Origin of the sequence: Algiphilus aromaticivorans DG1253 (assembly GCF_000733765.1) — a bacterium.
Taxonomy (GTDB): Bacteria; Pseudomonadota; Gammaproteobacteria; order Nevskiales; family Nevskiaceae; genus Algiphilus; species Algiphilus aromaticivorans.
In genome coordinates this window covers 2266949-2292613 of record NZ_JPOG01000001.1, presented here as the reverse complement: position 1 = coordinate 2292613, position 25665 = coordinate 2266949, and the positions used below count along the sequence as shown (strand labels likewise).

Below are 25665 nucleotides of genomic sequence, written 5' to 3'. Positions count from 1 at the left end.
TCTCTCACTTTAGAATCAACGAGGTATGCCATGACCGACCGCCTTCTGAACCTCGCGCAGCAGCCGGCTGCGCGCAAGATCCTGCAGAACATCGGCCTGCCGACGCCGGTAGCGCTCAAGCGTGCCAAGGGCGCCTACGCCGACAAGCCGCTGGCTGGTGAAAAAGCGATCACCGGCGCCGCCGGCAAGGGGTATGCCTCGGCCACCGTCGGCAAGACGCTGCAGGCTGCCGGCGCCGAAACCGTGGGCTCCGTCGATGCCCTCGGCGAGGAAGACAAGCTCGACGCCGTCGTCTTCGACGCCACGGCCGTGACCTCGGCCACCGATCTGCGCGCGCTCTACGATTTCTTCAACCCGCTCATGGGGCGCATCGGCAAGAATGCGCGCGTGGTGGTCATCACCGGCCTGCCCGAGAAGGGCAAGGACTCGGCGCAGTCGGCCGCCTTCCGCGCGCTGGAAGGCTTCACCAAGTCCCTTGCCAAGGAAATCGGCAAGCGCGGTGCCACCGCCAATCTCTTCTATCTGGAGAAGGGCGCCGAGGACCGCCTGGCCATGCCGCTGCGTTTCTTCCTGTCCGGGCACTCGGCCTATGTCGACGGTCAGCCCGTGCGCATCACCAAGACGGCCAAGGCACCGGCCGAGACGCCGCTGACGGGCACGCTCAACGGCAAGGTGGCGCTGGTCACCGGCGCGGCGCGCGGCATCGGCGCGGCCACGGCCAAGCGCCTGGCTGCCGAGGGCGCGCAGGTCATTGGCCTCGACATCCCGGCCGACGAGCAGGCGCTCAACGAGACCATGGCGTCGATCAACGGCATCGGCTTCCCGGCCGACGTTACCGACGACGCCACGCCCAAGAAGATCGCCGACTTCGTGCTCGACCAGTTCGGCGGCGTCGACATCGTCGTGCACAACGCTGGCGTCACCCGCGACAAGACCCTCGCCAAGATGCCCGAGCATCACTGGGACATGGTGCTGGGCATCAACCTCGACGCCATCCTCAAGATCGACGCCGCGCTGCAGGCCGCCGACGCCGTCCGCGAGGGCGGACGCATTGTCTGCCTGTCCTCCATCGGCGGCATTGCCGGCAACGTCGGTCAGACCAACTACGGCGCCACCAAGTCCGCGCTCATTGGTTACGTCGCCGCCGAGGGCCCGAAGCACGCCGCCAAGGGCATTACCGTCAACGCCGTCGCACCCGGCTTCATCGAAACCCGCATGACCGCCGAGATGCCCTTCACGATCCGCGAAGCGGGCCGGCGCATGAATTCGATGTCGCAGGGCGGTCTGCCCGAGGACGTCGCCGAGCTGATCTGCTTCCTGGCGACGCCGGGGGCCTATGGTGTTACCGGGAATACGGTTCGGGTTTGTGGGCAGTCCTTGGTGGGGGCCTGAGGTCTTCTCTCGGAATCGGTGATGCCGTGTTCGGGGCGAGCGCTAACTGAGAGTCGCTTGGGCGCACTGCCCGGAATCTTGCCGGTCCGTATGAGATCAGATTGCTCGCGGGCTCCGCGCCCTGATAGCGCTGAGTTGGCCGATGCTTCGCTGAGCACCGAACGGTCGGTCGTATCGAGCGACGTGCTCTCGGGTTCCGCGCTTGAAACGGGCACGCTGTCGTTGAAGCGTCCGCGTAAGGCGCGGGTGACTTTTGTTTCGGCAAAAGTCACCAAAACCATGGTGCCCGCCGGGTGGCCTGCCGCGGCTACGCCGCGACAGGTCCCCGTCTCGGATGCCGTGCTCGGGGCACGGGCGAACAGGCCATCCCTGGCCTGGTCGCCCTCGCTCGACTTCCTGTCTCGCGACCCCTGCGCGCGCCATCCGAGCCGGCCACCCTCAAAGGGCACGGATCGCTCTGGCTCGCCGCTTCGCGGCATCGCCGAGATATGGAGTTGCCTGCTTGCAGCGATGTCGCGAAGCGACGAGCCGTTTAGGTCCCCGTCCCCCCTACATCACCGCCGTAGCGCCGGCCGAGCGCAGGGGGCAGGCGGCCATGGATGGCCGCCTGAGCATTGCGCGGCATGGATGCCGCTCAATGCGACCCCGAGCACGGCTGGCGCGGAGGGAACCGGCCCGTCAGGGCCGGCGGTGATGTCGGGGCGCGGTCTTCTGCTTACTCTTCTATCGCGTTATAGAAGAGTAAGCCGCGCCGTGCTCAAGCGCACAATCGATAGCGCGGCGGTATCAGGGCGCGGAACCCCTGAGCACGCCCCTTTCCAAGGAGAGCGCACACGCGCTCAGGCGGATGTAAGTTGCAGCCCGACTTCCTGTCCGCACGCTGCAGCATGACTCTCGTGCGATACGAAGCCCCAAGCCAGCCGCTACATTGCACAGCCGAAGTGGCGAATACGGCAAGCCCGCAAGCAAAGGTAATCCACCAATGAGCGAACGCGTAAGAACCGACATCGAAGGCGATATCGCCCGCGTCACCCTGACCCGGCCCGACGCCCACAACGGCGTCGATCAGTTGATGATGGACGGCGTCATCGACGCTGCCGAGACGCTGGCCAACGAGCGCTCCGTGCGCGCCGTGATCCTCTCCGGCGAGGGGCCGAGCTTCTGCGCGGGGATCGACGTCAAGGCCTTCTTCGGCAAGGGCATGAACCTTGATCTGGCCAAGCTCTACGCGCGGTTGTACTCGCCGGTGCGCAACAAGTTCCAGCAGTTCTCGATGGCCTGGCGGGACCTCCCGGTGCCGGTCATCGCCGTCGTGCACGGCAACTGCTTCGGCGCCGGCATCCAGCTGGCGATGGGCGCGGATTTCCGCATCGTGCGGCCGGACGCCAAGCTGTCGGTGATGGAATCGAAGTGGGGACTGATCCCGGACATGGGCGGTGCCGCCTTGCTGCGCGAGCTGGTCGGCGCCGATCGTGCGCGCCTGCTGACCTACACCGGGCGCGTGGTGAGCGGCGATCAGGCTGTAGCCATGGGTCTGGCGACCGAGGCAGCCGAGGATCCGATGGCTGCCGCCGAGGCGTTGGCGGCCGAGATCGCCAATCGCTCGCCGGATGCGGTGGCGGCCGGCAAGCTGCTGCTCAACGAAGCCTGGGGCGACAGCGAGGCCGGTGCGCTCGCCGCCGAGCGGCATCGGCAAAGGCAATTGATGGGCCGCGCCAACCAGCGCATTGCCGTGGCGCGTAATACCGGCAAGCCCGACACCCCCTACAAGCCGCGCAGCATCCGGAAGTGAATCGATGAGCCACGCCTACCCGCATCTGCTGGAGCCGCTGGATCTCGGCTTCACGCAACTCTCCAACCGCGTGCTGATGGGCTCCATGCACGTCGGTCTCGAGGATCGCGCCCGCGACGCCAGGAAGCTCGGTGCCTATTTCGCCGCGCGAGCACGCGGCGGCGTCTCGCTGGCGGTGACCGGCGGCTTCGCCCCCAACCGCGAGGGCTGGCTGTTCCCCTTTGCGTCGAAGATGAGCACGACGGGCGAGGCGCGCGCGCAGAAGCCGGTGACCGACGCCGTACACGCCGAGGGCGGCAAGATCGCGATGCAGATCCTGCACGCCGGCCGCTACAGCTATCACCCGCTGTCGGTGTCGGCCTCGGCGGTGAAGTCGCCGATCAACCCCTTCAAGCCGCGCCAGATGTCGGAGAAGCGCATCCGGCAGACCATCGCCGACTATGCGCGCAGCGCCCAGCTCGCTCGGGAGGCCGGCTACGACGGCGTCGAGATCATGGGTTCGGAGGGCTACCTGATCAATCAGTTCACCTGCCCGCGGGTGAACCAGCGCGACGACGACTGGGGCGGGCCCATCGAGAACCGCGCACGCTTTCCGGTGGAGATCGTGCGCGCGGTGCGCGAGGCCTGCGGACCGGACTTCATCATCATCTACCGGCTGTCGATGCTGGATCTGGTCGAGGGCGGCAATACCTGGCCGGAAGTCGTCTTCCAGGCCAAAGCCATCGAGGCCGCCGGTGCGACCATGATCAACACCGGCATCGGCTGGCACGAAGCGCGCGTGCCTACCATCGTCACCAGCGTGCCGCGCGCTGCCTTCGGCTTCGTCACCGAGAAGCTGCGGCCCGAGGTCAACATCCCGGTGGTGGCGGTCAACCGCATCAACACGCCGGAAGTGGCCGAGGACCTGCTGGCGCGCGGCGCCTGCGACATGGTGTCGCTGGCGCGGCCCTTGCTGGCCGACCCGGACTTCGTCAACAAGGCCGCTGCCGGCGCGCCGGAGCGCATCAATACCTGCATCGCCTGCAATCAGGCCTGCCTGGATCACAGCTTTCAGCTCAAGCGCGCCAGCTGTCTGGTCAATCCCTTTGCGGCGCACGAGACCGAGCTGCTGCGCGAGCCCGCGACGCAGCCCAAGCGCGTGGCCGTGGTCGGCGCCGGCCCGGCCGGTATCGTCTGTGCCTTCGAGGCGGCGGCGCGTGGTCACAAGGTCACGCTCTTCGAGAAGAGCGACTCGCTGGGCGGGCAGTTCCGCCTGGCCATGCGCATTCCCGGCAAGGAGGAGTTCCGCGAAACGATGCGCTACTTCGAGGGCAGGCTGGCCGAGACCGGCGTGGAGGTCCGCCTGGGATGCGCGGCCGACGTCGAGACGCTGACCGCCTTCGACGAAGTCGTGCTGGCCACCGGCGTGCGTCCGCGCATGCCGGCCATCGACGGTATCGATCATCCCAGCGTACTGCCCTACGTCGAAGCCATCATGCAGCCGGAGAAGGTCGGGCGGCGTGTGGCACTGGTGGGCGCCGGTGGTATCGGCTTCGACGCGGCCGAGCTGTTTTCCTCCAGCGAGCCGACGACGCTGCATCCCGAAGCCTGGTACGCCGAGTGGGGCGTGGATGCGTCGCTGAGCGCACCCGGTGGCCTGATCGCCAAGCAGGCGCACGTCTCGCCGCGCGAGATCTGGCTGCTGCAGCGCAAGAGCGAGTCGCTGGGCAAGGGCCTGGGCAAGACCAGCGGCTGGGTGCACCGCGCCAGCCTGCGCGACCGCGGCGTGCACATGCTGGGTGGTGTGCACTACGAGCGTATCGACGACGAGGGCCTACACGTCACCGTGGGCGATCAGTACCAGACACTGGCCGTGGATAGCGTCGTTATCTGCGCCGGACAGGTTTCCGAGCGCGGGCTGGCCGACGAGCTCGCCGCGCGCGAGGTGCCGACGCATATCGTCGGCGGTGCCCACGAGGCGGCCGAGCTGGACGCCAAGCGTGCGATCCGCCAGGCCACTGAAACCGCATTGCGGATCTGAACGAGGACTGGACCATGGCTGGACTGCAGGACAAGCTCTCCGTACTCGCGCTCTTCGAGCGCATGCAGCGCCTGCCGCGCGGGCGCCAGCTCTTCACCCGGATATTTCAGCGCTTTGCGCCCTATTTCCGGACGATTCCGGCGACGGTGGAAACGCTGACACCGGGCCGTGCCTCGGCGTCGATGCGTGACACACGCGCGGTGCACAACCATCTGGGCACGGTGCACGCCATCGCGCTCTGCAATCTGGCCGAGATGGTGATGGGGCTGGTGGCCGAGGCCACCGTGCCCAGAAGTCATCGCTGGATTCCCAAGGCCATGCAGGTGGAGTATCTCGCCAAGGCGCGCGGTAGGATGCACGCTTACGCCACGCTCGATGCGCCTGCCGCCTGGCCGGATGGCGAAATCCTGACCGTGCCGGTGGAAGTGCACGACCCCGACGGGCAGCTCGTCTTCCGAGCCCACATCGATATCTGGATCACCCAGCGCGGCTGAAGGCCGCGCCCAAGCCATACGGAGTTCCCTCAGCATGTCGCACAGCCTCGAGTTCAACAGTCTTCCATCGGCCGTCGGTGGCTTCTTGCGTGCGGCTGTCGCGCGCGGCAGTGGCCTCAAGAAGGGGCAGACCATCCCGCGCATCAGCGCCATCTGCCGCGGCGTCGTCGCCGACGCGGAGGGCCTGCGCAAGTACCGCAAGCTCTGCGGCTTCCGCATCGACGGTCGGCTTCCGCCCAGCTATCCCCACATCCTGGCCGCACCGCTGCATCTGCAGGTGCTCACGCACAAGGCCTTCCCCTTCAAGCTGCTGGGTGCGGTGCACGTGCGCAACGCCGTCACCCAGCACCGGCCCATCGCCGCCAGCGAGGCGCTGGATGTGGAGGTCTTCGTGGAAGGCCACCGGGATGTGGACGCCGGCAGGGAATTCGATCTGGTCACGAAGATCCGCGATACCGCCGGCAAGGTGGCCTGGGAGTCGACCAGCACCAATCTCATCCGGGGTGGCTCGGGGGGCAAGTCCAAGAAGTCCGGATGGACGCCGCCGGACTGGTCGGCCTTTGAGCTGGTCGGGGACTGGACCGTGCCCGAAGACATCGGGCGCCGCTACGGTCTGATTGCGGGGGACGTTAACCCCATCCACATGCATGCCCTGGCCGCGAAGCCCTTCGGCTTCAAGCGCGCCATTGCCCACGGCATGTACTCCTATGCGCGCTGCGTCGCGCGTCTGCTGCCCGAGGATGCCGATGCGGTGTCGCTGACGGTGGCCTTCAAGCGGCCGGTCTTCCTGCCTTCGCGGGTGGAACTGCTGGCGCGTGACGACGCCAAGGGGCGCGAGTACCTCCTGACCAATGCCGCCCGCGACACGGTCTATCTGGAGGGCCGTATCGACCGGCCGCAGGCTGCCGGTTCGGCGCCGGCGGCGAAGAAGGCCGTCGGTAAGAAAGCAGCAGCCAAGAAGGCGACCGCCAAGAAGGCTGCGGCCAAGAAAAGCGCGGCCAAGAAATCAGCGCGCAAGGCGACTGCCAAGAAGGCCACTGCCAAGAAGGCGACGGCCAGCAAGTCGGCAGCCAGGAAGACGGCCGCCAAGAAGACCGGCGCCTAAGCCTGCGGCTGCGCCGGAATATGCCGGCGCAGCCACTCCGTCACGTAGGGCCAGACTTCCGCGCGTGCGTTGCGGCTGACCACCATGCCGGCGTGATCGTAATCCTCGGCCCAGCCGCGGCTGCGTGCCAGCAGCTCGAAATGCGCGTCGCCGGCAGCCAGTCGGCGCGCGAAGCGTGCGCAGCCCTCCGGCGGGTCGGTGGTATCGCCGGCGCCGGCGAGCGCCAGCTGGGGCACGGGCAGGGCGCGCAGGCCGTTGAGCCAGGGTGCTCCGCGGCGTGCGCTCGTGGTCCAGCGTACGGCGTCCTGCATGGCCGCGCGCGGCTCGTCTTCCGGCCCAAGGCCGGCCATGCGTGCCGGCAGATGACCGCGCGCCATCGAGATCGCCAGCGTCAGCCAGGAGCCGGGCGGGTGCAGCGCCGACTTGCCGGTTTCGCACTGCGTCGCGAAGCTGACCAGGCCCGCGCAGTCGCGCGCGGCAATGGGGCCAGCCAGGGCGCGTGCAGCAAGGATGCCGCCGAAGGAGTGCGCGAGCAGGAAGAGCGGTCGCGCGCTTTGGTCGCGGATGTGGGCGAATGCCGTCGGAAGATCGTGGCGCGCTGCCTGACTCATGCCCAGCCGCACATCGTCATTCTGTTGGCGGGCCGCGCCGATTCCGCGTCGCTCCAGAATCCAGCAGCGCATGCCCGCGGACGCGAGATGCGCGGCAAGGCCGACGCCGCGCGGCGACAGCCAGAAGCCGCGCGCGGTGAACATACCCGGGATCAGCAGAACTTCGGCGTCGGCATGCTCGCTGCCGACTTCGACAAGCACGCATACGCCGTCGTCGGCGGAGCGCAGACGGTGCTCGCGCACCGGCGGCGTGTCATGGGGTGCATCAGGCATGACGAGAGTTTACGCTGACGGCGCCCATGCTGAGCCAACAAATGTCGCAATCCGGCCCCAGTCCGGGCACAATATAAGCCCCCAATTAAACGATCGGTCGAAGCAATGCGGCCGCGATTGCACGAGGAAGGAGCAAGCGAAGCATGAATGCACGAGCCGAAACGCGCGTCGAAACCGAAACCGCCTTGCTGGATGTGTTGATCATCGGTGGCGGCTTCTCCGGGCTGGGCGCGGCGATCCAGGCACGCAAGCAGGGCTGCCGGCGCCTGCGGGTGCTCGAGAAGGGGCCGGACTTCGGCGGTGTCTGGCGTGAGAACACCTATCCGGGGGCGGCCTGCGACGTGCCGTGGCACCTCTATTCCTTCTCCTTCTTCAAGAAGATGGGCTTTTCGCGGCGCTATCCGCGCCAGCCCGAGATCCTCGACTACATCCACGCCTGTGCGCAGCATTTCGAGCTCTACCAGGACGCCGAGTTCGGCGTGGAAGTCACCAGCGCGCAGTGGGACGACGACAGCGCCACCTGGACCGTACATGCGGCCGACGGCCGAAGCTGGCGCACGCGCGCGCTGGTCGCCGGCGTCGGGCAGCTCTCGCGCCCCGGTTGGCCCGAGATTCCGGGTCGCGATGATTTCGCCGGTGATGCTTTTCATTCCGCGGAGTGGGACCACGAGATACCCTTGGAAGGCCGCCGCGTGGGCGTCATCGGCACCGGTGCCAGTGCCATTCAGTTCATCCCACCGGTGGCCGAGCAGGCCGCACATCTCACCGTCTTCCAGCGCAGCCCTCCCTATCTGCTCCCACGCCTGGATGGCCCCTACGGCAAGCTCAATCGCTTGCTGTTCCGCTACGTCCCGGGTTACGAGCGCCCTTTCCGCTTTGCGCTCTGGAAATCCGGCGAGATCAGTACCGATGCCTTCGATCGCGGCGACTCGCCGACGCAGCGGCTGTATCTGCGCGTTTCGCGCTGGCACCTGAATCGTCAGGTGAAGGACCCCGAGCTGCGCGCCAAGCTGACGCCGGACTACCCTATCGGCTGCAAGCGCATTCTCTTCTCCAGCGACTACTACCCCGCGATGCAGCGCGACAACGTGCATCTGGAAACCGTTGGTATCGATCAGATCAACGCCAAGGGCGTGCGCACCAAGGACGGCGTGCAGCACGACCTGGACGTGATCATCTGGGGCACGGGCTTCAAGGCGACCGAGTTCCTGTCGCCGATCCGCTTCACTGGTCGGCATGGCAAGGATCTGCACGAGCAGTGGTCCACGGGCGCCGAAGCTTATGTCGGCATGACTGTTCCCGACTTCCCCAATCTCTTCCTGATGTACGGCCCGAACACCAACCTTGGCGGCAATTCCATCATCTTCATGATTGAGTGCCAGATGCGCTATCTGTCGGACGCGCTGGAGAAGCTGCGCGATCACCGCATGCTGAACGTGCGCGAGGATGTCTACCGCGACTACAACGACCGGCTGCAGCAGCGCCTGTCGAGTACGGTCTGGGCCGCCGGCTGCAGCAGTTGGTATCACAACGAATCCGGTCGCATCACCAACAACTGGCCGGGCCGGACCGCCGAGTATCGCCGCCTCACGCGGCGCCTGGATCTCGAAGACTACGAGACGGCTTGAGCGCGGCGAGACCACTGACTCGGACGATAAGGCCGGATCTCCTCTGGGGGTCCGGCCTTCTTGATGCGCGAAGCGGTCTGCGAGGGCGTGCTTTGCTCGCACCACCCGGTTCGCGCCGGCTGGTCGAACCTGTTCATTGTCTATCGAGGGTTCGAATCCCTGGTGCGCTGAGTCATCATGCTGCCGTTAAGCGAATCGAGCGCAGTGTTGAATTTTGGCGGAGGGGGAGGGATTGCGCCCCGGCTTCGCCGGCGCGCCCTCCGGGCTCGCTTCGCTCGCGCCACCCGGCTCTCGCCGGGTGGTCGAACTCATTCACTATCTATCGAGGGTTCGAATCCCTGGAGGTTTCGATTGGCTCGGCGTTCGTGCCCAACTTAGGCGCGTCGCAAGGATTTGGCGGAGGGGGAGGGATTCGAACCCTCGATACGGGGTTACCGTATACACGCTTTCCAGGCGTGCTCCTTCGACCGCTCGGACACCCCTCCGCGAGCCGCGCATTATGCCAGTGCGGCAACGGCTTGTCCGCGAGGATGCAGCGGATTGATTTTTTCATTTACTTTGAGTAACGATGTGCGCGTCATCCTCGGATGACGTTTCATTCGGTTACAGGGAGGAAAACCATGACCAAGCAACTCCTCACCGCGGCAGCGGGACTGATGCTATTCGCCACGTCGCTCTGGGCGCAGGTCATCAATGTCAATCAGGCCGATGCCGAGGCGCTCACGCAGCTTTCCGGTGTGGGAAGCGTGATTGCGGAGCGCATCATCGTTGAGCGCGAGGATGGCGGCGACTTCAGCTCGGCCGAAGAAGTGGCAGAGCGCGTCGATGGCCTGGGGGATTCCTTCGTTGAGGACAACGAGGGCCGAATCGGCTTCTAGTCTTCGCACAGCATGTGTCGATTCTGGCGCCCGGCTTGTAGCCGGGCGCTTTTTTGTGGGCTTCGAACGATTGGCTAGCAGGTCACACTTCGGTCTGCGAGAGCTATGCCTTGCGTTTAGCGCCAGCGCGGCCCCGCGATCCAGGCGACGAGGCTGAAGCGTTCCCCCCTTGTTACTGGCTTTACTCTATGCATGACGAAACTCGGGAAGGCGACGATGGCTCCGCGCTCGCGTGCGGCAGGGATGCCTCGCATCTTGTACCAGAGCTCCAGTTCTCCGCCTTCGTAGTCATCCGGATGGCTCAGCTGGACCGAGATGCTGATCTTTCTCTCAGCGTTCTTTTCGCCATTGTCCATGTGCCAGTTATAGAACCCTTCGTCATCGGCGGCATAGCGGGCGAGCTGTATGGCGCCGTTGAAGCCCGTAATGTCGAAGCCGAAGAGGCGCCGGTTCATCGTCTGCACTTCCTTCCAGATGCGCTCGTAGAGCCATTCATAGCCCTCTGCGCGGCGCAACCAGAGGACCTGAGAGCGGCGGATTCGCGGGTCATTGCCGCCGCCGGAGGTCGTGCCCGGCGTGAGGCCACTATGCCGCGCCATCGCGATCAGGGAGTCCATTTCTTCATCGGACAGGAGTCGCTGCACGCTGTGCATGCGGGGAAATCCGCTGGGCGCTTCTGACATCGTTCGAGAGGGTTGGGGCCTAGGCGCACTGTAACCGGATTCCGGTCTTCAATAGCGTCTCGAATCAATATGGAGCGGATTTGCGCGAGCGTCAGCGAGCCCGAAGGGCGCTGGCCATGGAAGGCCAGCGCAACCTACGACCTCTGCAGCCCGCAAGGGCTGCTGGAAACACGGAGGTCACAGGAAAACAGGATTGGTCGGGGTGACAGGATTCGATGGATCGGCAGGAAAGCCGATCCACGCGACCGCAGGGAGCCCGAAGGGTTCGCGCCATGGATGGCGCGAACAACCTACGACCTCTGCAGCCCGCAAGGGCTGCTGGAAACACGGAGGTCACAGGAAAACAGGATTGGTCGGGGTGACAGGATTCGAACCTACGACCTCTTCGTCCCGAACGAAGCGCTCTACCAAGCTGAGCTACACCCCGGAATTGTTGCGCCGCAAGCGCCTAGTTGGTTCTCGCTACCGTGAAGTCGGCGAGCCCGGCGAGCGCATTGCGGTATGCCGAATCAGGCAGCGCCGCCAGAGCAGCCTTGGCATCAGCGACGTGCCGCTGTGCGGCCGCGGAAGTGTAGTGGATCGCATCGGTGGATTCAACGGCGTGCAGCACGCCCTGGACATCGGCGTCGTCGCCGTTGCGGATGGCGTCGCGCAGGAACTCTCGCGTCTCTTTGTCACCCACCGCCATGGCCCGGATGAGAGGCAGCGTCGGCTTGCCCTCGGCGAGATCGGTGCCCAGGTTCTTGCCCGAGACTTCGGGGTCAGCCAGATAGTCCAGCAGGTCGTCGACAATCTGGAAAGCCATGCCCAGGCTCTCTCCGTAAGCGCGCGCGGCACTTATGGCGACGTCGTCGGCGCCGGCCACCATTGCGCCAAGGGCGGTGGCGGCCCGGAACAGGCGCGCGGTCTTGCGGTCGATGACGTCGAGATAGGCTGTCTCGTCGGTATCGGGGTTGCCGCAATTCATCAGCTGCAGCACTTCGCCTTCGGCGATGGCGTTGGTGGTGTCGGCGAGCTCGCGCATGATGCGCATGTCATCGGCCTCCACCATGAGCTGGAAGCTGCGCGTGTAGAGGAAGTCGCCGGAGAGCACGGCGCCCGGATTGCCCCAGTTGGCGTTGGCGGTGGGCTGGCCGCGGCGGCGCTCGGTGTCGTCGACGACGTCGTCGTGCAGCAGCGTTGCGGTATGGATCAGCTCGACGATGGCTGCAGGTAGCACGGCTCGCCCGTTGTGGGCGCCGTGGGCGCGCGCGGCCAGAAGCACCAGATTGGGGCGCAGGCGCTTGCCGCCAGCGCGCAGGATGTGCGCGGCGATCTGGTCGATCAGCGCGACGTCGGAACGCAGTCGCTCGCCGATGAGTCGGTCGACGGCGCGCATATCCTCCGCCACGGGGGCTGTGCAGTCGGAGAAATCCATGGATGCTCGATTAGGGGGCGGGTACAACCCGCTCCGGACGGGGCGCTAGTGTAGACGAGCCGCTGCAGCCTTCGCCGGCGCGGCGAAGCGCGTTGACCGGGGCGAGCGCCCGGCGTATCATCCCGCGCCTTGTCGACCCCCGGTTGCAGAAAGCGGCTGAGTGGGTCCCCCCGAAGGATTCCGGAGCACGAAAACGATGTACGCCATCATCAAAACCGGCGGCAAGCAGTATCGCGTCAGTGCCGGCGAGGCCCTGCGCGTCGAGACGCTTGACGCCGCCGTGGGCGCCACTGTGGACTTCGACCAGGTGCTGATGGTCGGCGAGGGTGACAGTGCCAAGGTCGGCTCGCCGCTCGTCGAGGGCGCCAAGGTCACCGCGGAAGTGCTTGAGCACGGTCGCGCGGACAAGGTTCACATCCTCAAGTTTCGCCGCCGCAAGCATCACATGAAGCGGCAGGGGCATCGCCAGAATTACACGGCGGTGCGCATCACTGACATCGCCGGCGCCTGAGCGCCGCAGCCAAGCCAGGAGCAAGCTGATATGGCACACAAAAAGGCAGGCGGCAGTACCCGCAACGGCCGCGATTCCGAATCCAAACGCCTGGGCGTAAAGCGTTTCGGTGGCGAGGCCGTTCGCGCGGGCTCGATCATCGTGCGCCAGCGCGGCAGCAAGATGCACCCCGGCGACAACGCCGGCATGGGTCGCGACTACACCATCTACGCCAAGGCCGACGGCAAGGTGGAGTTCCGCCCGCGTCGTGGCCGCACGGTGGTGAACATCGTCGAGTCGGCAGAGGCCTGAACCCGACGCGCTCCGATCGCCAAGGCGACCGTGCGATAAGGCCCCGAGTTCTCGGGGCCTTTTTCGTGGGGCCAAGGTCGCGCGGCCCGGAAGGATGACGCAGGCTGGCGCAGGGCCTACACTGACTACAGTGAATACATTGATGCGCCGCCAACGATGCCGACAACCATTCGCTTGAGCCCGGATACCGAGCAGCGCCTCGATCAGCTGGCCCGGGCTACCGGCCGCAGCAAGGCCTTCTACTTGCGCCAGCTGGTTGAGGACAACCTCGACGATCTGGAGGACGTCTACCTCGCCGAGGAGCGCCTGGAGCGTCTGCGCGCGGGCAAGAGCAGCAGGATCAGCGCTGCCGAGGTCTGGGGTGACCTGGACGATTGAGTTCGAAACGCGGGCAGCGAAGGAGTTTCGCGACCTCGATACGCCGCTACGGCGCCGGGTTCGTGCCTATCTCGAAGGTAGGGTGCTTGCGCAGGCGCATCCGCGCCGGCTCGGCAAGGCGCTGAAAGGGCGCCATACCGGGTTGTGGCGCTATCGGGTGGGCGATGTACGGGGCATCTGCGAGCTGCGCGACACCGAGCTCGTGGTGCTGGTCATCCGTATCGCTCATCGCGGTAGTGTTTATGAATAGCGGCACCCTGTGACGGGTATCGCCAACCGAGTCAGCCAGACGTGAAGTTCGTCGACGAAAGCAGAATCCGCGTGGATGCCGGCTCCGGTGGCCCAGGGCACGTATCCTTCCGGCGCGAGAAGTACGTGCCCTTTGGCGGGCCGGACGGCGGCGACGGCGGCCATGGCGGTAGCGTCTACGCCATCGCCGACAGCGGCCTGAACACCCTCGCGGACATGCGCTTTCATCGCCGCTTCCGGGCCAAGGACGGGGAAAACGGCGGCAAGGCCAACCGCACGGGTGGGGCCGGTGAGGACATCGAGATCCCGATGCCGCTGGGCACCATCATCCACGACGACGAAACCGACGAGTACCTCGGCGAGATTACGCCGACGACGCCGCGCGTGCTGCTCGCCAAGGGCGGTGCGCGCGGTCTCGGCAATGCGCGTTTCAAGAGCAGCATCAACCGCGCGCCGCGTCAGAGTACGCCCGGCTACGCCGGCGAGTCGCGCCAGCTGCGTCTGGAGCTGGCGGTCATGGCCGACGTCGGTCTCGCCGGCCTGCCCAATGCCGGCAAGTCGACGCTTCTGGCCTCCATGTCCGCCGCGCGCCCGAAGATCGCCGACTACCCCTTCACTACGCTCTATCCGCAGCCCGGCGTCGTCGCGGTGGACCCGCTGCGCAGCTTCGTCATGGTCGACATCCCCGGCCTGATTGCCGGCGCTGCCGACGGCGCAGGGTTGGGACATCGTTTCCTGCGCCATTTGTCGCGCACGCGGCTGCTGCTGCAGCTGGTCGATCTCATGCCGGTCGAGGGTGGCGTCGCCGAGCAGGTGCGCACCATCGCCGACGAGCTGGAGCAGTACAGCGAAACCCTCGGCAATCGCCCGCGCTGGCTGGTCTTCAACAAGGCCGATCTGCTCGACGCCGACGCCGCGCAGGCGGCTGCCGACGCTGCGGTTGCCGAGCTGGGCTGGGAGGGGCCCAGCTTCATCATCTCCGCGGCGACCGGCGGCGGGCTCGAGAAGCTCGGCCGCGCCGTTATGGACTGGCTGGAAGCCCGTCGCGCCGAAGAGGCGGCCGCCGCGCAAGACGCGCAGGAAGACACCCCGGCCCCGGAGGCGGAATGAGCCAGCAGCGCAGCGCGCTCTCCGCCGTGCGGCGGCTGATCGTCAAGGTTGGCAGTTCGCTGGTCACCAACCAGGGCAAGGGTCTCGACAACGCCGCCATCGCCGATTGGGTGGCCCAGATCGCGGAGTTGCGCAGCAGCGGCGTCCAGGTCGTACTGGTATCCAGCGGCGCGGTGGCCGAGGGCCGCGCGCGGCTGGGCATGAGCGAGCGCCCGCGCACGCTGCACGCGCTGCAGGCCACCGCCGCAGTCGGGCAGATGGGCTTGGTGCGCGCCTACGAGAATGCCTTCGCCCAGCATGGCCTGAACACGGCGCAGGTGCTGCTCACGCACGAGGACGTCGCCGAACGCGGCCGCTATCTGAATGCGCGCAGCACGCTGCGCACCCTGCTGGAGTGGGGCGTGGTGCCGGTGGTCAACGAGAACGACACCGTCTCCACCGACGAGATCCGCCTCGGCGACAACGACACCCTGGCCGCGCTGGTCTGCAATCTGGTCGAGGCCGAGGCGCTGGTCATCCTCACTGACCAGGATGGCCTCTACACGCGCGATCCCAGGCTGGGGGACGGCGCCGAGCTGATCCACAACATCTCGCTGTCCGACGCGCGCCTGGAGGCCATGGCGGGCGACGGCATGGGCACGCTGGGGCGCGGCGGCATGCGCACCAAGCTGACGGCCGCACGCTGGGCGGCGCGCTCGGGGGCCAGCACCATCATCGCCCACGGCCGGGCGGAGCGGGTGCTGAACCGTCTGCTTGCCGGCGAGGAAGATCTGGGCAGCATGCTGCACGCCGATGCGCTGCGCGTCGGTGCCCGCAAGCGCTGGATCGCCGGGCAGCTACAGGCCCGCGGTGCGCTGCATCTCGACGAGGGTGCGGTGGGTGCGTTGAGCCGCGGTGGTGCCAGCCTGTTGCCGGTGGGGGTGCGTTCCGTCGAAGGAAGCTTCTCGCGCGGCGACGTCGTGCGCTGCCTGGCGCCGGATGGCACCGAAGTCGCCCGTGGCCTGGTGAACTACGGCGCCGAGGAAGCGAGCCGCATTTGCGGTGTGCCGACGCGCGAGATCAACGAACGCCTGGGCTACGTCGGCGAGGCCGAGCTGATCCACCGCGACGATCTGGTCTTGAGCTAAAGCCCGAATCGGCCCGTGGGGCGGCTTTCAGGCCGACATGCTGGATCGGGCAAGTCGGGCTGAAGCCCGACCCACAGCTGCCTGGGACAACCCGTGGGTCGGCCTTCAGGCCGACATGCTGGAGGCAGGTAGGCCCGGCTAAAGCCCGGCCCACCTTCCATCACTTATCTACCGAACCGCCAGCGAGTGCGCTCAGGCGCTCTCGAGCTCGCGGACGTGCTTGTGCAGGCGTTGCTTGTGGCGCGCTGCCTTGTTCTTGTGGATGAGGCCGCGACCGGCGTAGCGATCGAGCAGCGGCACCATTTCCTGATAGGCGCTGCGTGCGGCTTCGGCGTTCTTCGCCTCGAGGGCGTTGATGACCTTCTTGATGGAGGAACGCACCATCGAGCGCTGCGATGCATGCAGCGTGCGACGCTTTTCGTTCTGGAGCGCGCGCTTGCGCGCCTGGGGCGAATTGGCCAAGACAGACTCCGCGATTCGTAACTGGGAGATTGGGGCAGGGCCCCAAAAAGGTGGCGTAGTATTCTCGCGCCTCCGGTGCTTGTCAACCGAAGGCGCCAGCTCGATTTCCCCCGTGCGGAGCCCGCCGGCATGTCCCGTTCCCTGATGAAGTCCACCGGCGTCGTTGGTGCCGCCACGCTCGCCTCGCGGGTGCTTGGCTTTGTGCGCGACATGCTGCAGGCCGCGCTCTTCGGTGCCGGCGCGGCTATGGACGCCTTTTTCGTCGCCTTCCGCATCCCCAATCTCTTCCGGCGCATGTTCGCAGAGGGCGCCTTCCAGCAGGCCTTCGTGCCGGTGCTCAAGGAAACGCAGTCGCAGGGCACGGAAGAGGATATGCGCCGGCTGATCGACAGCGTCGCCTCCACCATGGGCGCCTTCCTGCTGCTCATCACTGCCGCCGGCGTGCTGGCCGCGCCGCTGCTGATGAGCATCTTCGCGCCCGGTTTCCGGGCCGATGCCGAGAAGTTCGAAACCGCCGTCACGCTGCTGCGCTGGACCTTCCCCTATCTGCTGTGTATCTCGCTGGCGGCGCTGGCCTCCGGCATTCTGAACGCGCACGGCCGTTTCGCTGTGCCGGCCATCACGCCGGTGCTGCTGAATCTGTCGCTCATCGCGGCGGCCCTGCTCTACGCGCCGTCGGTGGAGGCGCTGGCCATCGCCGTTCTGATCGGCGGCATCCTGCAGCTCTGCTTCCAGCTGCCTTCGGTCTGGAAGCTGGGGCTGCTACCGCGGCCGCGCGCGGGATGGCGCGACCCGGCGGTGCGCCGCATCATCATGCTGATGCTGCCCATCATGCTGGGGGCGTCAATCTCCCAGCTCAGCCTGCTGCTGGATTCGGTGATCGCCTCCTTCCTGCCCGGCGATGGCAGCGTCAGCTGGCTTTGGTACGCGGATCGCCTGATGGAGTTCCCGCTGGGGGTGTTCTCCATCGCCATCGCCACGGTGATCCTTCCCTACCTGGCCGGGCAGTTCGCCGGCAGCGACGCCGAGGGCTTCAGCGGCACGCTGGACTGGGCGCTGCGCCTGGTGCTGCTGCTGGGCGCGCCGGCGGCGCTAGGGCTGCTGCTGCTGGCGGAACCCATCGTTGCCACGCTCTTTCATCACAATGCCTTCACCGAGCGCGACGTCGCCATGACGTCGGCGGCGCTGGTGGCTTACGCCTTCGCCTTCGTGGGCTTCTCGCTGGTCAAGGTGCTGATTCCGGGCTTCTACTCGCGGCAGGATACGACCGAGCCGCTGCGCCTGGGCGCCATCGCCTTCGGCGCCGGCATGGTGGTATCGGTGGTGGTAACCACGGCGCTGGTAAAAGCCGGCTACGCCCGCCCGCACGTCGGCATCGCCGGCGCCACGGCCGCAGCAAGCTGGCTGCATGCCGGACTGCTCTATCGGCGCCTGCGCCTGGACGGGGTTTATCGGCCGCTACCGGGGTGGGGCATCTATCTGCTGCGCATCGGTGCCGCCAGCCTGCTCATGAGCGCCGTGGCGCTGGCAGCTGCCGCCTGGTTCGGCGACTGGCTCGACGCCGCCGCGCTACAGCGCGGCTTCGGCCTGCTCGGCATCATCGTCGCGGCGGCGGTCACCTACCTGCTGGCGCTGATGTTGCTCGGCCTGCAGCCGCTGCGGCTGCTGTCAGGGCTCCGGCATCGCGACTGACGCGGCTCAGGCGCGCAGGCGAAGCACCAGACGCGCCCCGCCCAGCCTGCGGCTGCGATCGATGAGAATGCTGCCCTCGTAGAGGTCGACGAGGTCCTTGACCGTCGCCAGGCCGAGCCCCTGGCCCGGCGTACGTTGGTCGGCGCGCTGGCCGCGTTTGAGAAATTGCTGCGCATCTTCCGGAAAGCCGGGGCCGTCGTCCTCGACGGTGATGGTGATGCTGCCGCCGTCGCGCTCGCTGCTGATGGCCACCGCCTGCTCGCACCACTTGCAGGCATTGTCGAGAATGTTGCCGACCAGCTCGAAGAGATCGCCTTCCTCGACGCGAAGATTCAGCCCTTGGGGAACATCCTGCGTTATCTGCGGCGCCTTGTCGTGGTAGACCTTGGCCATGGAGCTGGCGATCTTGTCGACGACGGGCGCGAGCACTTGTGGGCGGGCGAGCGTGCGGCGTCCGGCGTGGCTGGCGCGCGCGAGTTGGTGCTCGGTGATGTGGCGCATGCGCTCGACCTGCTCGCGCGTCTGCGCGACGTCTGTGTTGCCCTCGCGCAGCATGCCGTCGAGCACGGCCAGCGGCGTCTTCAGCGAGTGTGCGAGGTCGCCGAGAGCGTTGCGGTAGCGCGCCTGCTGGTTGCGTTCGGTCTGCACCATGGCGTTCAGCGCACTGGCCAGCGGCCGTAGCTCGTCGGGATATCTGCCGGCAAGTTCATCGGTGTCGCCGCGCTCGACGGCGCGCAGCTCGCGCTCCATGCGGCGCACGGGCTGGATCAGCCAGGCCAGCACGATCATGAGGGTGATCAGCAGCCCCGCCGCTGCGGCCAGCAGCCATCCCAGGAGCTGGCGCCGGTAGGCGGTGAGCTGCTGCTGGAAGGAGCCCTTGCTGCTCTCGACCAGCAACTGATAACGCCGGGCTTCGGCGTCGGTGCCGATCCAGCGCAGGTGATAGGTAGTCAGGAAATGCTCGGGCGTTTCCTCGAAGTGGAAATCGCCGACCTCGCCGAGGCCATGCTCGGGCGGCGCGTGCAGCGCGCTGGGCGAGCGCCAGACGACCTCGTCCTCAAGCGTCAGTAGCCAGGCCGCCAGGCCGGAGTCAGGCTGGGTCAGGCGCGGGTCGGGCAGGTCGAAGTCGCCGATGACGAGGCCGCCGCGCGCCGAGGGCTCGGTGGCGCCGAGCAGCGCGTAGATCAGGCCGCGGAGCTTGTCCTGCTCTGCGGACAGCGCCGCAGCGCGGAAGGCGCGTTCCTGGCCGACGCCGGCGGCGGTCAGGAAGATGGCCAGCACCAGCAGCGCGCCCAGGATCAGGCGAGCGCGCAGCGAAGTGGGCCGCAGCGACACCGCCGTCAGCCGCGCGGCAAGGACCAGCGATAACCCTGCCCGCGCAGGGTCTCGATGGGATGCAGCGAGTCATCCGGGTCGAGCTTGGTGCGCAGGCGGCGAATGAAGACCTCGATGACGTTGCTGTCGCGCTCGGTTTCCTCGTCGTAGATGTGCTCGGAAAGGCGCGTCTTGGAGATGACTTCGCCAGCGTGCAGCAGCAGGTATTCGAGTACCTTGTACTCGAAGGCGGTCAGCTCGATGCTGGTGTCGCCGCGCTTCAGGCTGTGGCCACGCGTATCCAGCGTGAAAGGGCCGGAGCAGATCTCGGCGCTGGCCCAGCCGCTGGCGCGCCGCAGCAGCGCGCGCACTCGGGCGAGCAGTTCCTCCTCGTGGAAGGGCTTGACGACATAGTCGTCGGCGCCGGCCTCCAGTGCCTCCACCTTGGCCTGCCAGCCGTCGCGCGCGGTGAGGATGAGTACCGGGTAGCTCTTGTCGTCGGCACGCAGCTGTCGGATGACCTCGACGCCGGAGATGTCCGGCAGCCCGAGGTCGACGATGGCCAAGTCCAGGGCGAATTCGCTGGCCATCCAGCCGCCGTCCTCCCCGTTGGTGGCCTTCTCGACGGTATAGCCTTCGCGTTCCAATAGCTTGGCGAGCTGGTCGAGCAGTGCCTGCTCGTCCTCGATGATCAGCAATCGCATAGTGTTCCCTTACTGGTCTTTTTTTTCTTTCTCAGGCGGTGCGTCGGCGACGCGCACGATGCGCACCTCGCCATGGCGCAGCAGCTTGACGCGATAGCCGTTGCCGGTCCAGTGCACCGACAGCACGCGGCCACCATGCAGGTCGCGCGCCTGTGCGGCAGCTTGGGCGCGGTTGAGGTGCAGCGGCGCGCGTGGGCGCTCTTCGGGCTGTGGGCCGATGTCCAGCGGCGGCTCGCTAAGGGGGGGCTCGTTGTTGAGCAGATCGCGTGAGAGGCCGCTTTCGCTGCCGAGTCCGTCCAGCTGCGCAGTCGCCGGCATCGCGACGGCTCCAGCGCTCAACAGCGCCAGAGTGGTCAGCAGCGACAGCCGGGGCAGGTGCTCTAGGCTCATCCCTTCGGCTCCGAGCTTCGCATGGGCACGGCCATATGCGCGCCTGGATGCTCGCGGGTGCGCGTGCGCCAGAGGCGGCCGTTCTGCTCGTAGATCACGTCGTAGCCACCGATCGCTTCCGAGGGGACTTCGACGGCCTCGACACGGCAGTCGCGGCGCCCGCGGTCGAAGTTCCGGCGGCCGAACTCGCTGCCGAGCAGGGCGCCGGCGACGGTGGCGATGTCGCGGCCTCGCCCCGAGCCGAATTCGCTGCCGATGAAGCCTCCGGCCACGCCACCGAGAATTTGTCCCTCGCGGCCACCGAGCAGACCGCTGGGGCGGCGACAGATCTCGCGCCGCTCAGTGGTAGTGGCTGACACATAGTAGGGCCGTGCCTCGACCACCTCGGCACGCATCTGTGCGGACGCGAGTGCCGGCAGCGCCCCGGCCAGCGTCAGCGATATTACGGCGGCGGTTTTCGGCTTCATGGCGATCTACCTCGCGGGAGCTTCGAGGTTACCGGGGTGCAATGAATCACCCCTGAACCTAGGGCGGCAGCCTTGGAGGGTGTTTACAAAACGTATTGCGCAACCGCAGGTCGATGCTGTCTGGAGCGCTGGTAGCGCAGTGTATGGGGCAAGACATGAGCATTGGTCAGGCGCAGCCCCGTGCCTGACCTCGTCGGGGCTGACACGCCGTTTCGTTCACGACGAAACGGTCGAGCGCCGGACAGGGTAGAGATGCCGAGCTTAGTGCTTTTGTCACCGCCCTCTCAGATGGCGCGTGCGCGCTCGACCAGATCGCCACTGTTGGCGTAGGCGCGGAACAGCGTGCGCGCCAACACGCCGAGCATGGCGCTGACCTCGCCGTGCTCCTGGTGGCGCAGCGGCAGGATGATGGCCTCCACCAGCGCCATGATCGCCGAGGCCATGTCCTCGAGATCGTCCTGCAGATCGAAATGCCCCTGGGCGACGCCGTCGCGCAGCGTCTCCACGATCACTTCGCGCGAGGTGGCCTCGAAGGCGCGCTGCGCCTCGTCCAACCGTGGCGAGGTCGAGCGCATGGGGGTGAGCCAGTAGCCGGCGACGCCGGTCTGCACACGCGGGTCGGTGAGCATGGTGCCCAGCCCGTTGAAGAGGCTGAGGATGCGCGAGACCGGATCCTGCCCCGCGCGCATGCGGTCGAAGATGTGCTCGTTGAAGATCGCGTGCAGCCGCGTCAGGCAGTCGAGGTAAAGCGCCTCCTTGCCTGGAAAGTGCCAATAGAGCGCACCCTTGGATAGCCTGGCGTGTGTCGCGATCTCGCCGATGGACACACCCTCGTAGCCGTGACGACCGAAGAGCGTGAAGGCGTGGTCGCGAATCGACTGCAGTGTGGTTGATGGCTGCGTGGAAGCTTTGCGCGGCATGGGATCCCCCTGGTGGCGATATTAACATCGCGCTTGCTACGTTCAGATAGCGACACCGTTCGCCGAGGTGAGTTTCCGCCGGGCGCCTGCCTCCTGACGCGCCAGCCGCTGCGCTTGCCAGCCGGGCATCTCGGTGTGCTGCGCCACCAGCGCGTATAGCGCCGGTACGACGAAGTGCGTCAGCGTCGTCGAGAAGAGCGCGCCCTAGAAGGCCACGACACCCAACATCTTGCGCCTCCGAGCCGGCGTCGGTAGCGAAGTGGAGCGGCGGCAGGCCGCCTCGGCCGCCCCATGGCTGGCCAGCGTCGTTGGTGGGACCGGCTCCAAACCCAGCGCCAGCCATAGGCGCACGTTTCGAAGTTCACGGTTTTGGCCGATGGATGAAATCGAGAGTCGGAGCGCGATAGTGCCTTTGTGTTTCGCGTCTGATCGATGCTGTGGCTACCACCAAGTTGTTTACCCTCGTGGCCTCTTGGGCGCTGTTCGACCAAAGTCGGGGATGTTGCGCTACCGGTACGTTGCTAGATTGCTTGCGCCTGCAAAGCGTTCCCTACAACTATCAGGAGACACCCATGACGGATGAGAAACGGGAGGCGGCAGTGGCCTACTGGAAGGCCAATCTGCGACTCCTCCTCACGCTGCTGGTTATCTGGTTTGCCGTGTCCTTCGGCGCCGGAATTTTGCTCGTCGAACCGCTGAACGCGATACCGCTGGGCGGCTACAAGCTCGGTTTCTGGTTCGCCCAGCAGGGCTCGATCTACACCTTCATCGTGCTGATCTTCATATACGTCTGGCGTATGAATCAGCTCGATCGCAAGTTCGACGTGCACGAGGAGTAAGCCGCCATGGATACCCAAACCTGGATTTATCTCTTCGTTGGCGGCACCTTCGCGCTTTATATCGGCATCGCGCTGTGGGCTCGCGCCGGCACGACCGGCGAGTACTACGTCGCCAACAAGGGCATTCACCCCGTACTCAACGGCATGGCCACGGCCGCCGACTGGATGAGCGCGGCCTCCTTTATCTCCATGGCCGGCCTCATCGCCTTCCTGGGCTACAGCGGATCGGTCTACCTGATGGGCTGGACCGGTGGCTACGTGCTGATGGCGATGTTGTTGGCGCCGTATCTGCGCAAGTTCGGCAAGTTCACGGTGCCCGAATTCATCGGTGACCGGTTCTACTCCCAGACTGCGCGCGTCGTTGCGGTGATCTGCCTCGTCATCATGTCGCTGACCTACGTCATTGGCCAGATGCGCGGCGCCGGTATCGCCTTTTCGCGCTTCCTTGAGGTGGATATCACGACTGGCCTCGTCATCGGCATGGCCGTGGTCTTCACCTACGCCGTGCTCGGCGGCATGAAGGGCATTACCTACACGCAGATTGCGCAGTACGTGGTGATGATCTTCGCCTATACCGTGCCGGCGATCTTCATCTCGCTGCAGATCACGGGCGTGGCGCTGCCGCAGATCGGCCTCGGTGGCACCGTTGCCGACGGTACATGGCTGCTCGACAAGCTGGACGGGCTGGTGACCGATCTAGGCTTCTCAGCCTATACCGAGCCCGGAGGCATGAGCATGCTTAACATGTTCCTGCTGACCATGGCCTTGATGATAGGGACGGCGGGCCTGCCGCACGTCATCATCCGCTTCTTCACGGTGCCCCGGGTGCGTGACGCGCGCAAGTCGGCGGGCTGGGCGCTGGTCTTCATCGGTATCCTCTACACCACGGCCCCGGCGGTCGGTGCGATGGCGATGTACAACCTCCTCAACACCGTGCAGCCGGGCGAGGTCGGTACCGAGCAGGGCAACCTGGTGGCCGAGGAGCGGCCGGGATGGATGCGCACCTGGGAGGAAACCGGTCTGCTGGCCTTCGATGACAAGAACAACGACGGCCGCATCCAGTACTACAATGCCAAGAATCCGGAGTTCGCCGACCAGGCCGAGGCATACGGCTGGGGAGGTAACGAGCTCACCGTTGACCGCGACATCATGGTGCTGGCCAACCCCGAGATCGCGGGGCTGCCCGGCTGGGTGATTGCGTTGGTAGCTGCCGGCGGTCTGGCGGCGGCACTGTCCACGGCCGCGGGTCTGCTGCTGGCGATTTCCTCTGCGGTGTCGCACGACCTGCTCAAGAGCATCGTGGCCAAGGACATCTCCGACAAGCAGGAGCTGCTCGCCGGTCGCATATCCATGGGTGTGGCGATTCTGGTGGCGGGCTATTTAGGACTCAATCCACCCGGCTTCGCGGCAGAGGTCGTGGCATTGGCCTTCGGCATCGCCGCCTCCTCGCTCTTCCCCGTACTCATGCTCGGCATCTTCAGCACGCGCATGAACAAGGAGGGCGCGATCGCGGGCATGCTCACTGGCTTGATCAGTACCTTGGTCTACATCTTCCTCTTCAAGGGCTGGTTCTTCTTTGCCGAGACCGCGATGCTGCCGGACACCGCCGAAGGCTGGATCTTCGGTGTGCAGCCGCAGAGCTTCGGTGCCATTGGCGCGGTGCTTAACTTCATCGTTGCCTTCACGGTCTCGCGCATGACGGCGCCGCCCCCGGCTCACATTCAGCAGCTCGTCGAGGATGTGCGCATCCCGCGCGGGGCTGTCGGAGCCACTGCGGCGCACTGAGCAAATCAGGTTCTTCCGGCCTGACCATGGCCCGCTCTCCGGAGCGGGCCTTTCTTTGCGCGAGGGCCTGTTTGGTGGCAAAGTACAGTGTGGCAGGCAGGTTGGAGCGGGTTCGAGCCCGACCTACTCAGAGATTGCATATGCGCGGTCGAGAGCACGGCACCATGACGAGTTCCTTTAGCGCATTCACAGGCGCGATTGCCTTGGCAGTGGCTCTCCCCGTTGGGGTCACCGCTGCGAATGGTCCTGGAGAGGGTGAATCTGGGGCTGTTGACGCGTCGTTGGCCAGGGCCTGGGTGCCCATGGAAAATGGCGCAAACCCAGAACAGGCAATGCTGCTGGAACGCTGGCAGCTGCTGGTGTGGGACGACCCGAATCCCCCGCGGCCGGCTGTCGGGAATGCGTACGCAGTGGCGGGCTCGCGTCTGCTCTATGGTGCTTTCGCTGGAGGCTTTAACGCGGGAGAGGATTTGGTGCGATCACGGTTCAGCGACGATACAGAGGCGCGCGGCGAGAGTGCTGAAGCGCGAGGTGGACAGTCCAGTCGCTGACCTCCTGTGCGGTGTCACATGGTCGTCACAGTGACGTAGTGAACGCTGCGTGCCTCTAATGAGTTGACAGCCCTATAATCGTAGGGGAACAATGACTAATCGGAAATGGGAGTTGTAATGAAGAAAGCATTCGCATTTGGCGCAGCTGCGGTTTTTGCAGCCTCGACGGGCCCTATGGTTTACGCCCCGGTGGTCATGGCGCAGCCGGCCAACAGCGAGGCTATGTCGCAGGCGCAGGCGGAAGACCTCAGCCGCGAGCTCGGTCACGACAGCGTTGACGAGGCGGTTGCCGCCGGAGACTTGGTCGCCATCGACGGCGGTTATGCGCTGACCTCCGCTGGCCTGCAGGCTGCAGAGGGCGCGGCGCTGCTCGTCTCTCCCGCGCTTATTCCGGTTGCGATCGGTACGGCGGTGGCGATTATCGGCATCGGGCTGGTCGCCGTCATCGACGACGACGACGCTGGCGTTGCCGGTACCGATACGACCACCGGCACGACCCCGCCGGGCACCACCGATCCGGGTGGCGGCGGCGGTGGCACCACCACGACCAGCACGGGTGCAGGTACGGGCGGCACGAACTAA

Annotated in this window: 26 protein-coding genes and 2 tRNA genes; 17 read left to right on the top strand and 11 right to left on the bottom strand. The window is 66.3% G+C overall.

Going from position 1 to position 25665, the window contains the following annotated elements:
• The first annotated feature begins 30 nt into the window (after positions 1–30).
• The 5 genes from U743_RS10670 to U743_RS10650 all read left to right on the top strand — a co-directional run bounded on the left by U743_RS10670 (position 31) and on the right by U743_RS10650 (position 6803).
• A complete protein-coding gene (locus U743_RS10670; RefSeq protein WP_043768142.1) occupies positions 31–1392 on the top strand; it encodes a 3-oxoacyl-ACP reductase in 1362 nt (453 codons plus the stop codon).
• A 982-nt stretch (positions 1393–2374) separates the two neighbouring features.
• Positions 2375–3184, top strand: a complete 810-nt coding sequence (locus tag U743_RS10665; protein ID WP_043768140.1) for a crotonase/enoyl-CoA hydratase family protein — start codon at positions 2375–2377, stop codon at positions 3182–3184.
• A gap of 4 nt (positions 3185–3188) precedes the next feature.
• The gene (locus U743_RS10660) at positions 3189–5204 is read left to right on the top strand and encodes an NADPH-dependent 2,4-dienoyl-CoA reductase (RefSeq protein ID WP_043768138.1); all 2016 of its coding nucleotides are present in this window, start codon (positions 3189–3191) and stop codon (positions 5202–5204) included.
• A 14-nt stretch (positions 5205–5218) separates the two neighbouring features.
• Positions 5219–5698, top strand: a complete 480-nt coding sequence (locus U743_RS10655; protein WP_043768136.1) for a hotdog fold domain-containing protein — start codon at positions 5219–5221, stop codon at positions 5696–5698.
• A gap of 34 nt (positions 5699–5732) precedes the next feature.
• Positions 5733–6803: a MaoC family dehydratase gene (locus U743_RS10650; RefSeq protein WP_052367930.1), complete on the top strand. Its 1071-nt coding sequence runs from the start codon at positions 5733–5735 to the stop codon at positions 6801–6803.
• On the opposite strand, the gene U743_RS10645 is transcribed toward U743_RS10650, so the two are convergent.
• Positions 6800–7687 carry an alpha/beta fold hydrolase gene (locus U743_RS10645; RefSeq protein ID WP_043768133.1) on the bottom strand — a complete coding sequence of 296 codons (888 nt, stop codon included), beginning with the start codon at positions 7685–7687 and terminating at the stop codon, positions 6800–6802. The two genes, U743_RS10650 and U743_RS10645, sit on opposite strands and share 4 nt — an antisense overlap.
• A 143-nt stretch (positions 7688–7830) precedes the next feature.
• Here U743_RS10645 and U743_RS10640 point away from each other — a divergent pair, with 143 nt between their 5' ends.
• Complete coding sequence (locus U743_RS10640; protein ID WP_052367928.1) at positions 7831–9315, top strand: flavin-containing monooxygenase; 1485 nt, start codon at positions 7831–7833, stop codon at positions 9313–9315.
• 394 nt (positions 9316–9709) lie between these two features.
• On the opposite strand, the gene U743_RS10635 is transcribed toward U743_RS10640, so the two are convergent.
• A tRNA-Ser gene (locus U743_RS10635) sits at positions 9710–9800 on the bottom strand.
• Positions 9801–9935: 135 nt separating this feature from the next.
• Between U743_RS10635 and U743_RS10630 the strand changes: the two genes are divergently transcribed.
• Positions 9936–10193, top strand: coding sequence for a ComEA family DNA-binding protein (locus tag U743_RS10630; RefSeq protein WP_043768129.1), 258 nt, complete (start codon positions 9936–9938; stop codon positions 10191–10193).
• Positions 10194–10309: 116 nt separating this feature from the next.
• Here the strand turns inward: U743_RS10630 and U743_RS10625 are convergent, their stop codons facing one another.
• The 3 genes from U743_RS10625 to U743_RS10615 form a co-directional block, all read right to left on the bottom strand.
• Positions 10310–10846, bottom strand: coding sequence for a 2OG-Fe(II) oxygenase (locus U743_RS10625; protein ID WP_043768125.1), 537 nt, complete (start codon positions 10844–10846; stop codon positions 10310–10312).
• A 380-nt stretch (positions 10847–11226) separates the two neighbouring features.
• Positions 11227–11303: transfer RNA gene (locus U743_RS10620), tRNA-Pro, on the bottom strand.
• A 21-nt stretch (positions 11304–11324) separates the two neighbouring features.
• Entirely contained in the window at positions 11325–12293 is a 969-nt protein-coding gene (locus U743_RS10615) for a polyprenyl synthetase family protein (protein WP_043768110.1), read from the bottom strand.
• Positions 12294–12489: 196 nt separating this feature from the next.
• Here U743_RS10615 and rplU point away from each other — a divergent pair, with 196 nt between their 5' ends.
• The 6 genes from rplU (at position 12490) to proB (ending at position 15959) form a co-directional block, all read left to right on the top strand.
• The gene (rplU, locus tag U743_RS10610) at positions 12490–12804 is read left to right on the top strand and encodes a 50S ribosomal protein L21 (RefSeq protein WP_043768107.1); all 315 of its coding nucleotides are present in this window, start codon (positions 12490–12492) and stop codon (positions 12802–12804) included.
• Positions 12805–12834: 30 nt separating this feature from the next.
• Entirely contained in the window at positions 12835–13095 is a 261-nt protein-coding gene (gene rpmA / locus U743_RS10605) for a 50S ribosomal protein L27 (RefSeq protein WP_043768104.1), read from the top strand.
• 156 nt (positions 13096–13251) lie between these two features.
• Entirely contained in the window at positions 13252–13473 is a 222-nt protein-coding gene (gene relB / locus U743_RS10600; protein WP_043768101.1) for a type II toxin-antitoxin system RelB family antitoxin, read from the top strand.
• Complete coding sequence (locus U743_RS10595) at positions 13457–13723, top strand: type II toxin-antitoxin system RelE family toxin (RefSeq protein WP_043768099.1); 267 nt, start codon at positions 13457–13459, stop codon at positions 13721–13723. Before relB ends, U743_RS10595 begins: the two co-directional genes overlap by 17 nt.
• Before the next feature lie 41 nt (positions 13724–13764).
• A complete protein-coding gene (gene cgtA / locus U743_RS10590) occupies positions 13765–14832 on the top strand; it encodes an Obg family GTPase CgtA (RefSeq protein ID WP_043768096.1) in 1068 nt (355 codons plus the stop codon).
• Entirely contained in the window at positions 14829–15959 is a 1131-nt protein-coding gene (gene proB / locus U743_RS10585; RefSeq protein ID WP_043768094.1) for a glutamate 5-kinase, read from the top strand. The genes cgtA and proB overlap by 4 nt, the downstream gene beginning before the upstream one ends.
• 192 nt (positions 15960–16151) lie before the next feature.
• Here proB and rpsT read toward each other — a convergent pair whose 3' ends face one another.
• Positions 16152–16421 (bottom strand): 30S ribosomal protein S20, encoded by a 270-nt coding sequence (rpsT, locus tag U743_RS10580; RefSeq protein ID WP_043768091.1) that lies wholly within the window; start codon positions 16419–16421, stop codon positions 16152–16154.
• A gap of 129 nt (positions 16422–16550) precedes the next feature.
• On the opposite strand from rpsT, the gene murJ reads away from it, so the two are divergent.
• Complete coding sequence (murJ, locus tag U743_RS10575) at positions 16551–18113, top strand: murein biosynthesis integral membrane protein MurJ (protein ID WP_043768089.1); 1563 nt, start codon at positions 16551–16553, stop codon at positions 18111–18113.
• A 6-nt stretch (positions 18114–18119) separates the two neighbouring features.
• Here the strand turns inward: murJ and U743_RS10570 are convergent, their stop codons facing one another.
• From U743_RS10570 to U743_RS10550, 5 genes are all read right to left on the bottom strand, one after another.
• Positions 18120–19448 (bottom strand): ATP-binding protein, encoded by a 1329-nt coding sequence (locus tag U743_RS10570; protein WP_052367926.1) that lies wholly within the window; start codon positions 19446–19448, stop codon positions 18120–18122.
• A gap of 5 nt (positions 19449–19453) precedes the next feature.
• Positions 19454–20131: a response regulator transcription factor gene (locus tag U743_RS10565; RefSeq protein ID WP_043768084.1), complete on the bottom strand. Its 678-nt coding sequence runs from the start codon at positions 20129–20131 to the stop codon at positions 19454–19456.
• Between the two features lie 9 nt (positions 20132–20140).
• A complete protein-coding gene (locus tag U743_RS10560; protein WP_043768081.1) occupies positions 20141–20521 on the bottom strand; it encodes a hypothetical protein in 381 nt (126 codons plus the stop codon).
• The gene (locus tag U743_RS18135; RefSeq protein WP_052367924.1) at positions 20518–20988 is read right to left on the bottom strand and encodes a glycine zipper 2TM domain-containing protein; all 471 of its coding nucleotides are present in this window, start codon (positions 20986–20988) and stop codon (positions 20518–20520) included. Before U743_RS18135 ends, U743_RS10560 begins: the two co-directional genes overlap by 4 nt.
• A 284-nt stretch (positions 20989–21272) precedes the next feature.
• Positions 21273–21908 carry a TetR/AcrR family transcriptional regulator gene (locus U743_RS10550; RefSeq protein WP_043768077.1) on the bottom strand — a complete coding sequence of 212 codons (636 nt, stop codon included), beginning with the start codon at positions 21906–21908 and terminating at the stop codon, positions 21273–21275.
• A gap of 572 nt (positions 21909–22480) precedes the next feature.
• Here U743_RS10550 and U743_RS10545 point away from each other — a divergent pair.
• From U743_RS10545 to U743_RS10535, 3 genes are all read left to right on the top strand, one after another.
• A complete protein-coding gene (locus U743_RS10545) occupies positions 22481–22747 on the top strand; it encodes a DUF4212 domain-containing protein (RefSeq protein WP_043768074.1) in 267 nt (88 codons plus the stop codon).
• Positions 22748–22753: 6 nt separating this feature from the next.
• Entirely contained in the window at positions 22754–24532 is a 1779-nt protein-coding gene (locus U743_RS10540; protein WP_043768071.1) for a sodium:solute symporter family protein, read from the top strand.
• A gap of 668 nt (positions 24533–25200) precedes the next feature.
• A complete protein-coding gene (locus tag U743_RS10535; protein WP_156966410.1) occupies positions 25201–25665 on the top strand; it encodes a hypothetical protein in 465 nt (154 codons plus the stop codon).

Coding starts and splice junctions, on each gene's coding strand:
- U743_RS10655 (WP_043768136.1), top strand. CDS start 5,219: ATGGCTGGACTGCAGGACAAGCTCTCCGTACTCGCGCTCTTCGAGCGC.
- rplU (WP_043768107.1), top strand. CDS start 12,490: ATGTACGCCATCATCAAAACCGGCGGCAAGCAGTATCGCGTCAGTGCC.
- U743_RS10540 (WP_043768071.1), top strand. CDS start 22,754: ATGGATACCCAAACCTGGATTTATCTCTTCGTTGGCGGCACCTTCGCG.
- U743_RS18135 (WP_052367924.1), bottom strand. CDS start 20,988: ATGAAGCCGAAAACCGCCGCCGTAATATCGCTGACGCTGGCCGGGGCG.
- U743_RS10535 (WP_156966410.1), top strand. CDS start 25,201: ATGAAGAAAGCATTCGCATTTGGCGCAGCTGCGGTTTTTGCAGCCTCG.
- U743_RS10630 (WP_043768129.1), top strand. CDS start 9,936: ATGACCAAGCAACTCCTCACCGCGGCAGCGGGACTGATGCTATTCGCC.
- U743_RS10615 (WP_043768110.1), bottom strand. CDS start 12,293: ATGGATTTCTCCGACTGCACAGCCCCCGTGGCGGAGGATATGCGCGCC.
- relB (WP_043768101.1), top strand. CDS start 13,252: ATGCCGACAACCATTCGCTTGAGCCCGGATACCGAGCAGCGCCTCGAT.
- U743_RS10645 (WP_043768133.1), bottom strand. CDS start 7,687: ATGCCTGATGCACCCCATGACACGCCGCCGGTGCGCGAGCACCGTCTG.
- U743_RS10640 (WP_052367928.1), top strand. CDS start 7,831: ATGAATGCACGAGCCGAAACGCGCGTCGAAACCGAAACCGCCTTGCTG.
- murJ (WP_043768089.1), top strand. CDS start 16,551: ATGTCCCGTTCCCTGATGAAGTCCACCGGCGTCGTTGGTGCCGCCACG.
- U743_RS10670 (WP_043768142.1), top strand. CDS start 31: ATGACCGACCGCCTTCTGAACCTCGCGCAGCAGCCGGCTGCGCGCAAG.
- U743_RS10565 (WP_043768084.1), bottom strand. CDS start 20,131: ATGCGATTGCTGATCATCGAGGACGAGCAGGCACTGCTCGACCAGCTC.
- U743_RS10625 (WP_043768125.1), bottom strand. CDS start 10,846: ATGCACAGCGTGCAGCGACTCCTGTCCGATGAAGAAATGGACTCCCTG.
- U743_RS10650 (WP_052367930.1), top strand. CDS start 5,733: ATGTCGCACAGCCTCGAGTTCAACAGTCTTCCATCGGCCGTCGGTGGC.
- U743_RS10560 (WP_043768081.1), bottom strand. CDS start 20,521: ATGAGCCTAGAGCACCTGCCCCGGCTGTCGCTGCTGACCACTCTGGCG.
- U743_RS10660 (WP_043768138.1), top strand. CDS start 3,189: ATGAGCCACGCCTACCCGCATCTGCTGGAGCCGCTGGATCTCGGCTTC.
- U743_RS10665 (WP_043768140.1), top strand. CDS start 2,375: ATGAGCGAACGCGTAAGAACCGACATCGAAGGCGATATCGCCCGCGTC.
- proB (WP_043768094.1), top strand. CDS start 14,829: ATGAGCCAGCAGCGCAGCGCGCTCTCCGCCGTGCGGCGGCTGATCGTC.
- U743_RS10545 (WP_043768074.1), top strand. CDS start 22,481: ATGACGGATGAGAAACGGGAGGCGGCAGTGGCCTACTGGAAGGCCAAT.
- rpmA (WP_043768104.1), top strand. CDS start 12,835: ATGGCACACAAAAAGGCAGGCGGCAGTACCCGCAACGGCCGCGATTCC.
- U743_RS10550 (WP_043768077.1), bottom strand. CDS start 21,908: ATGCCGCGCAAAGCTTCCACGCAGCCATCAACCACACTGCAGTCGATT.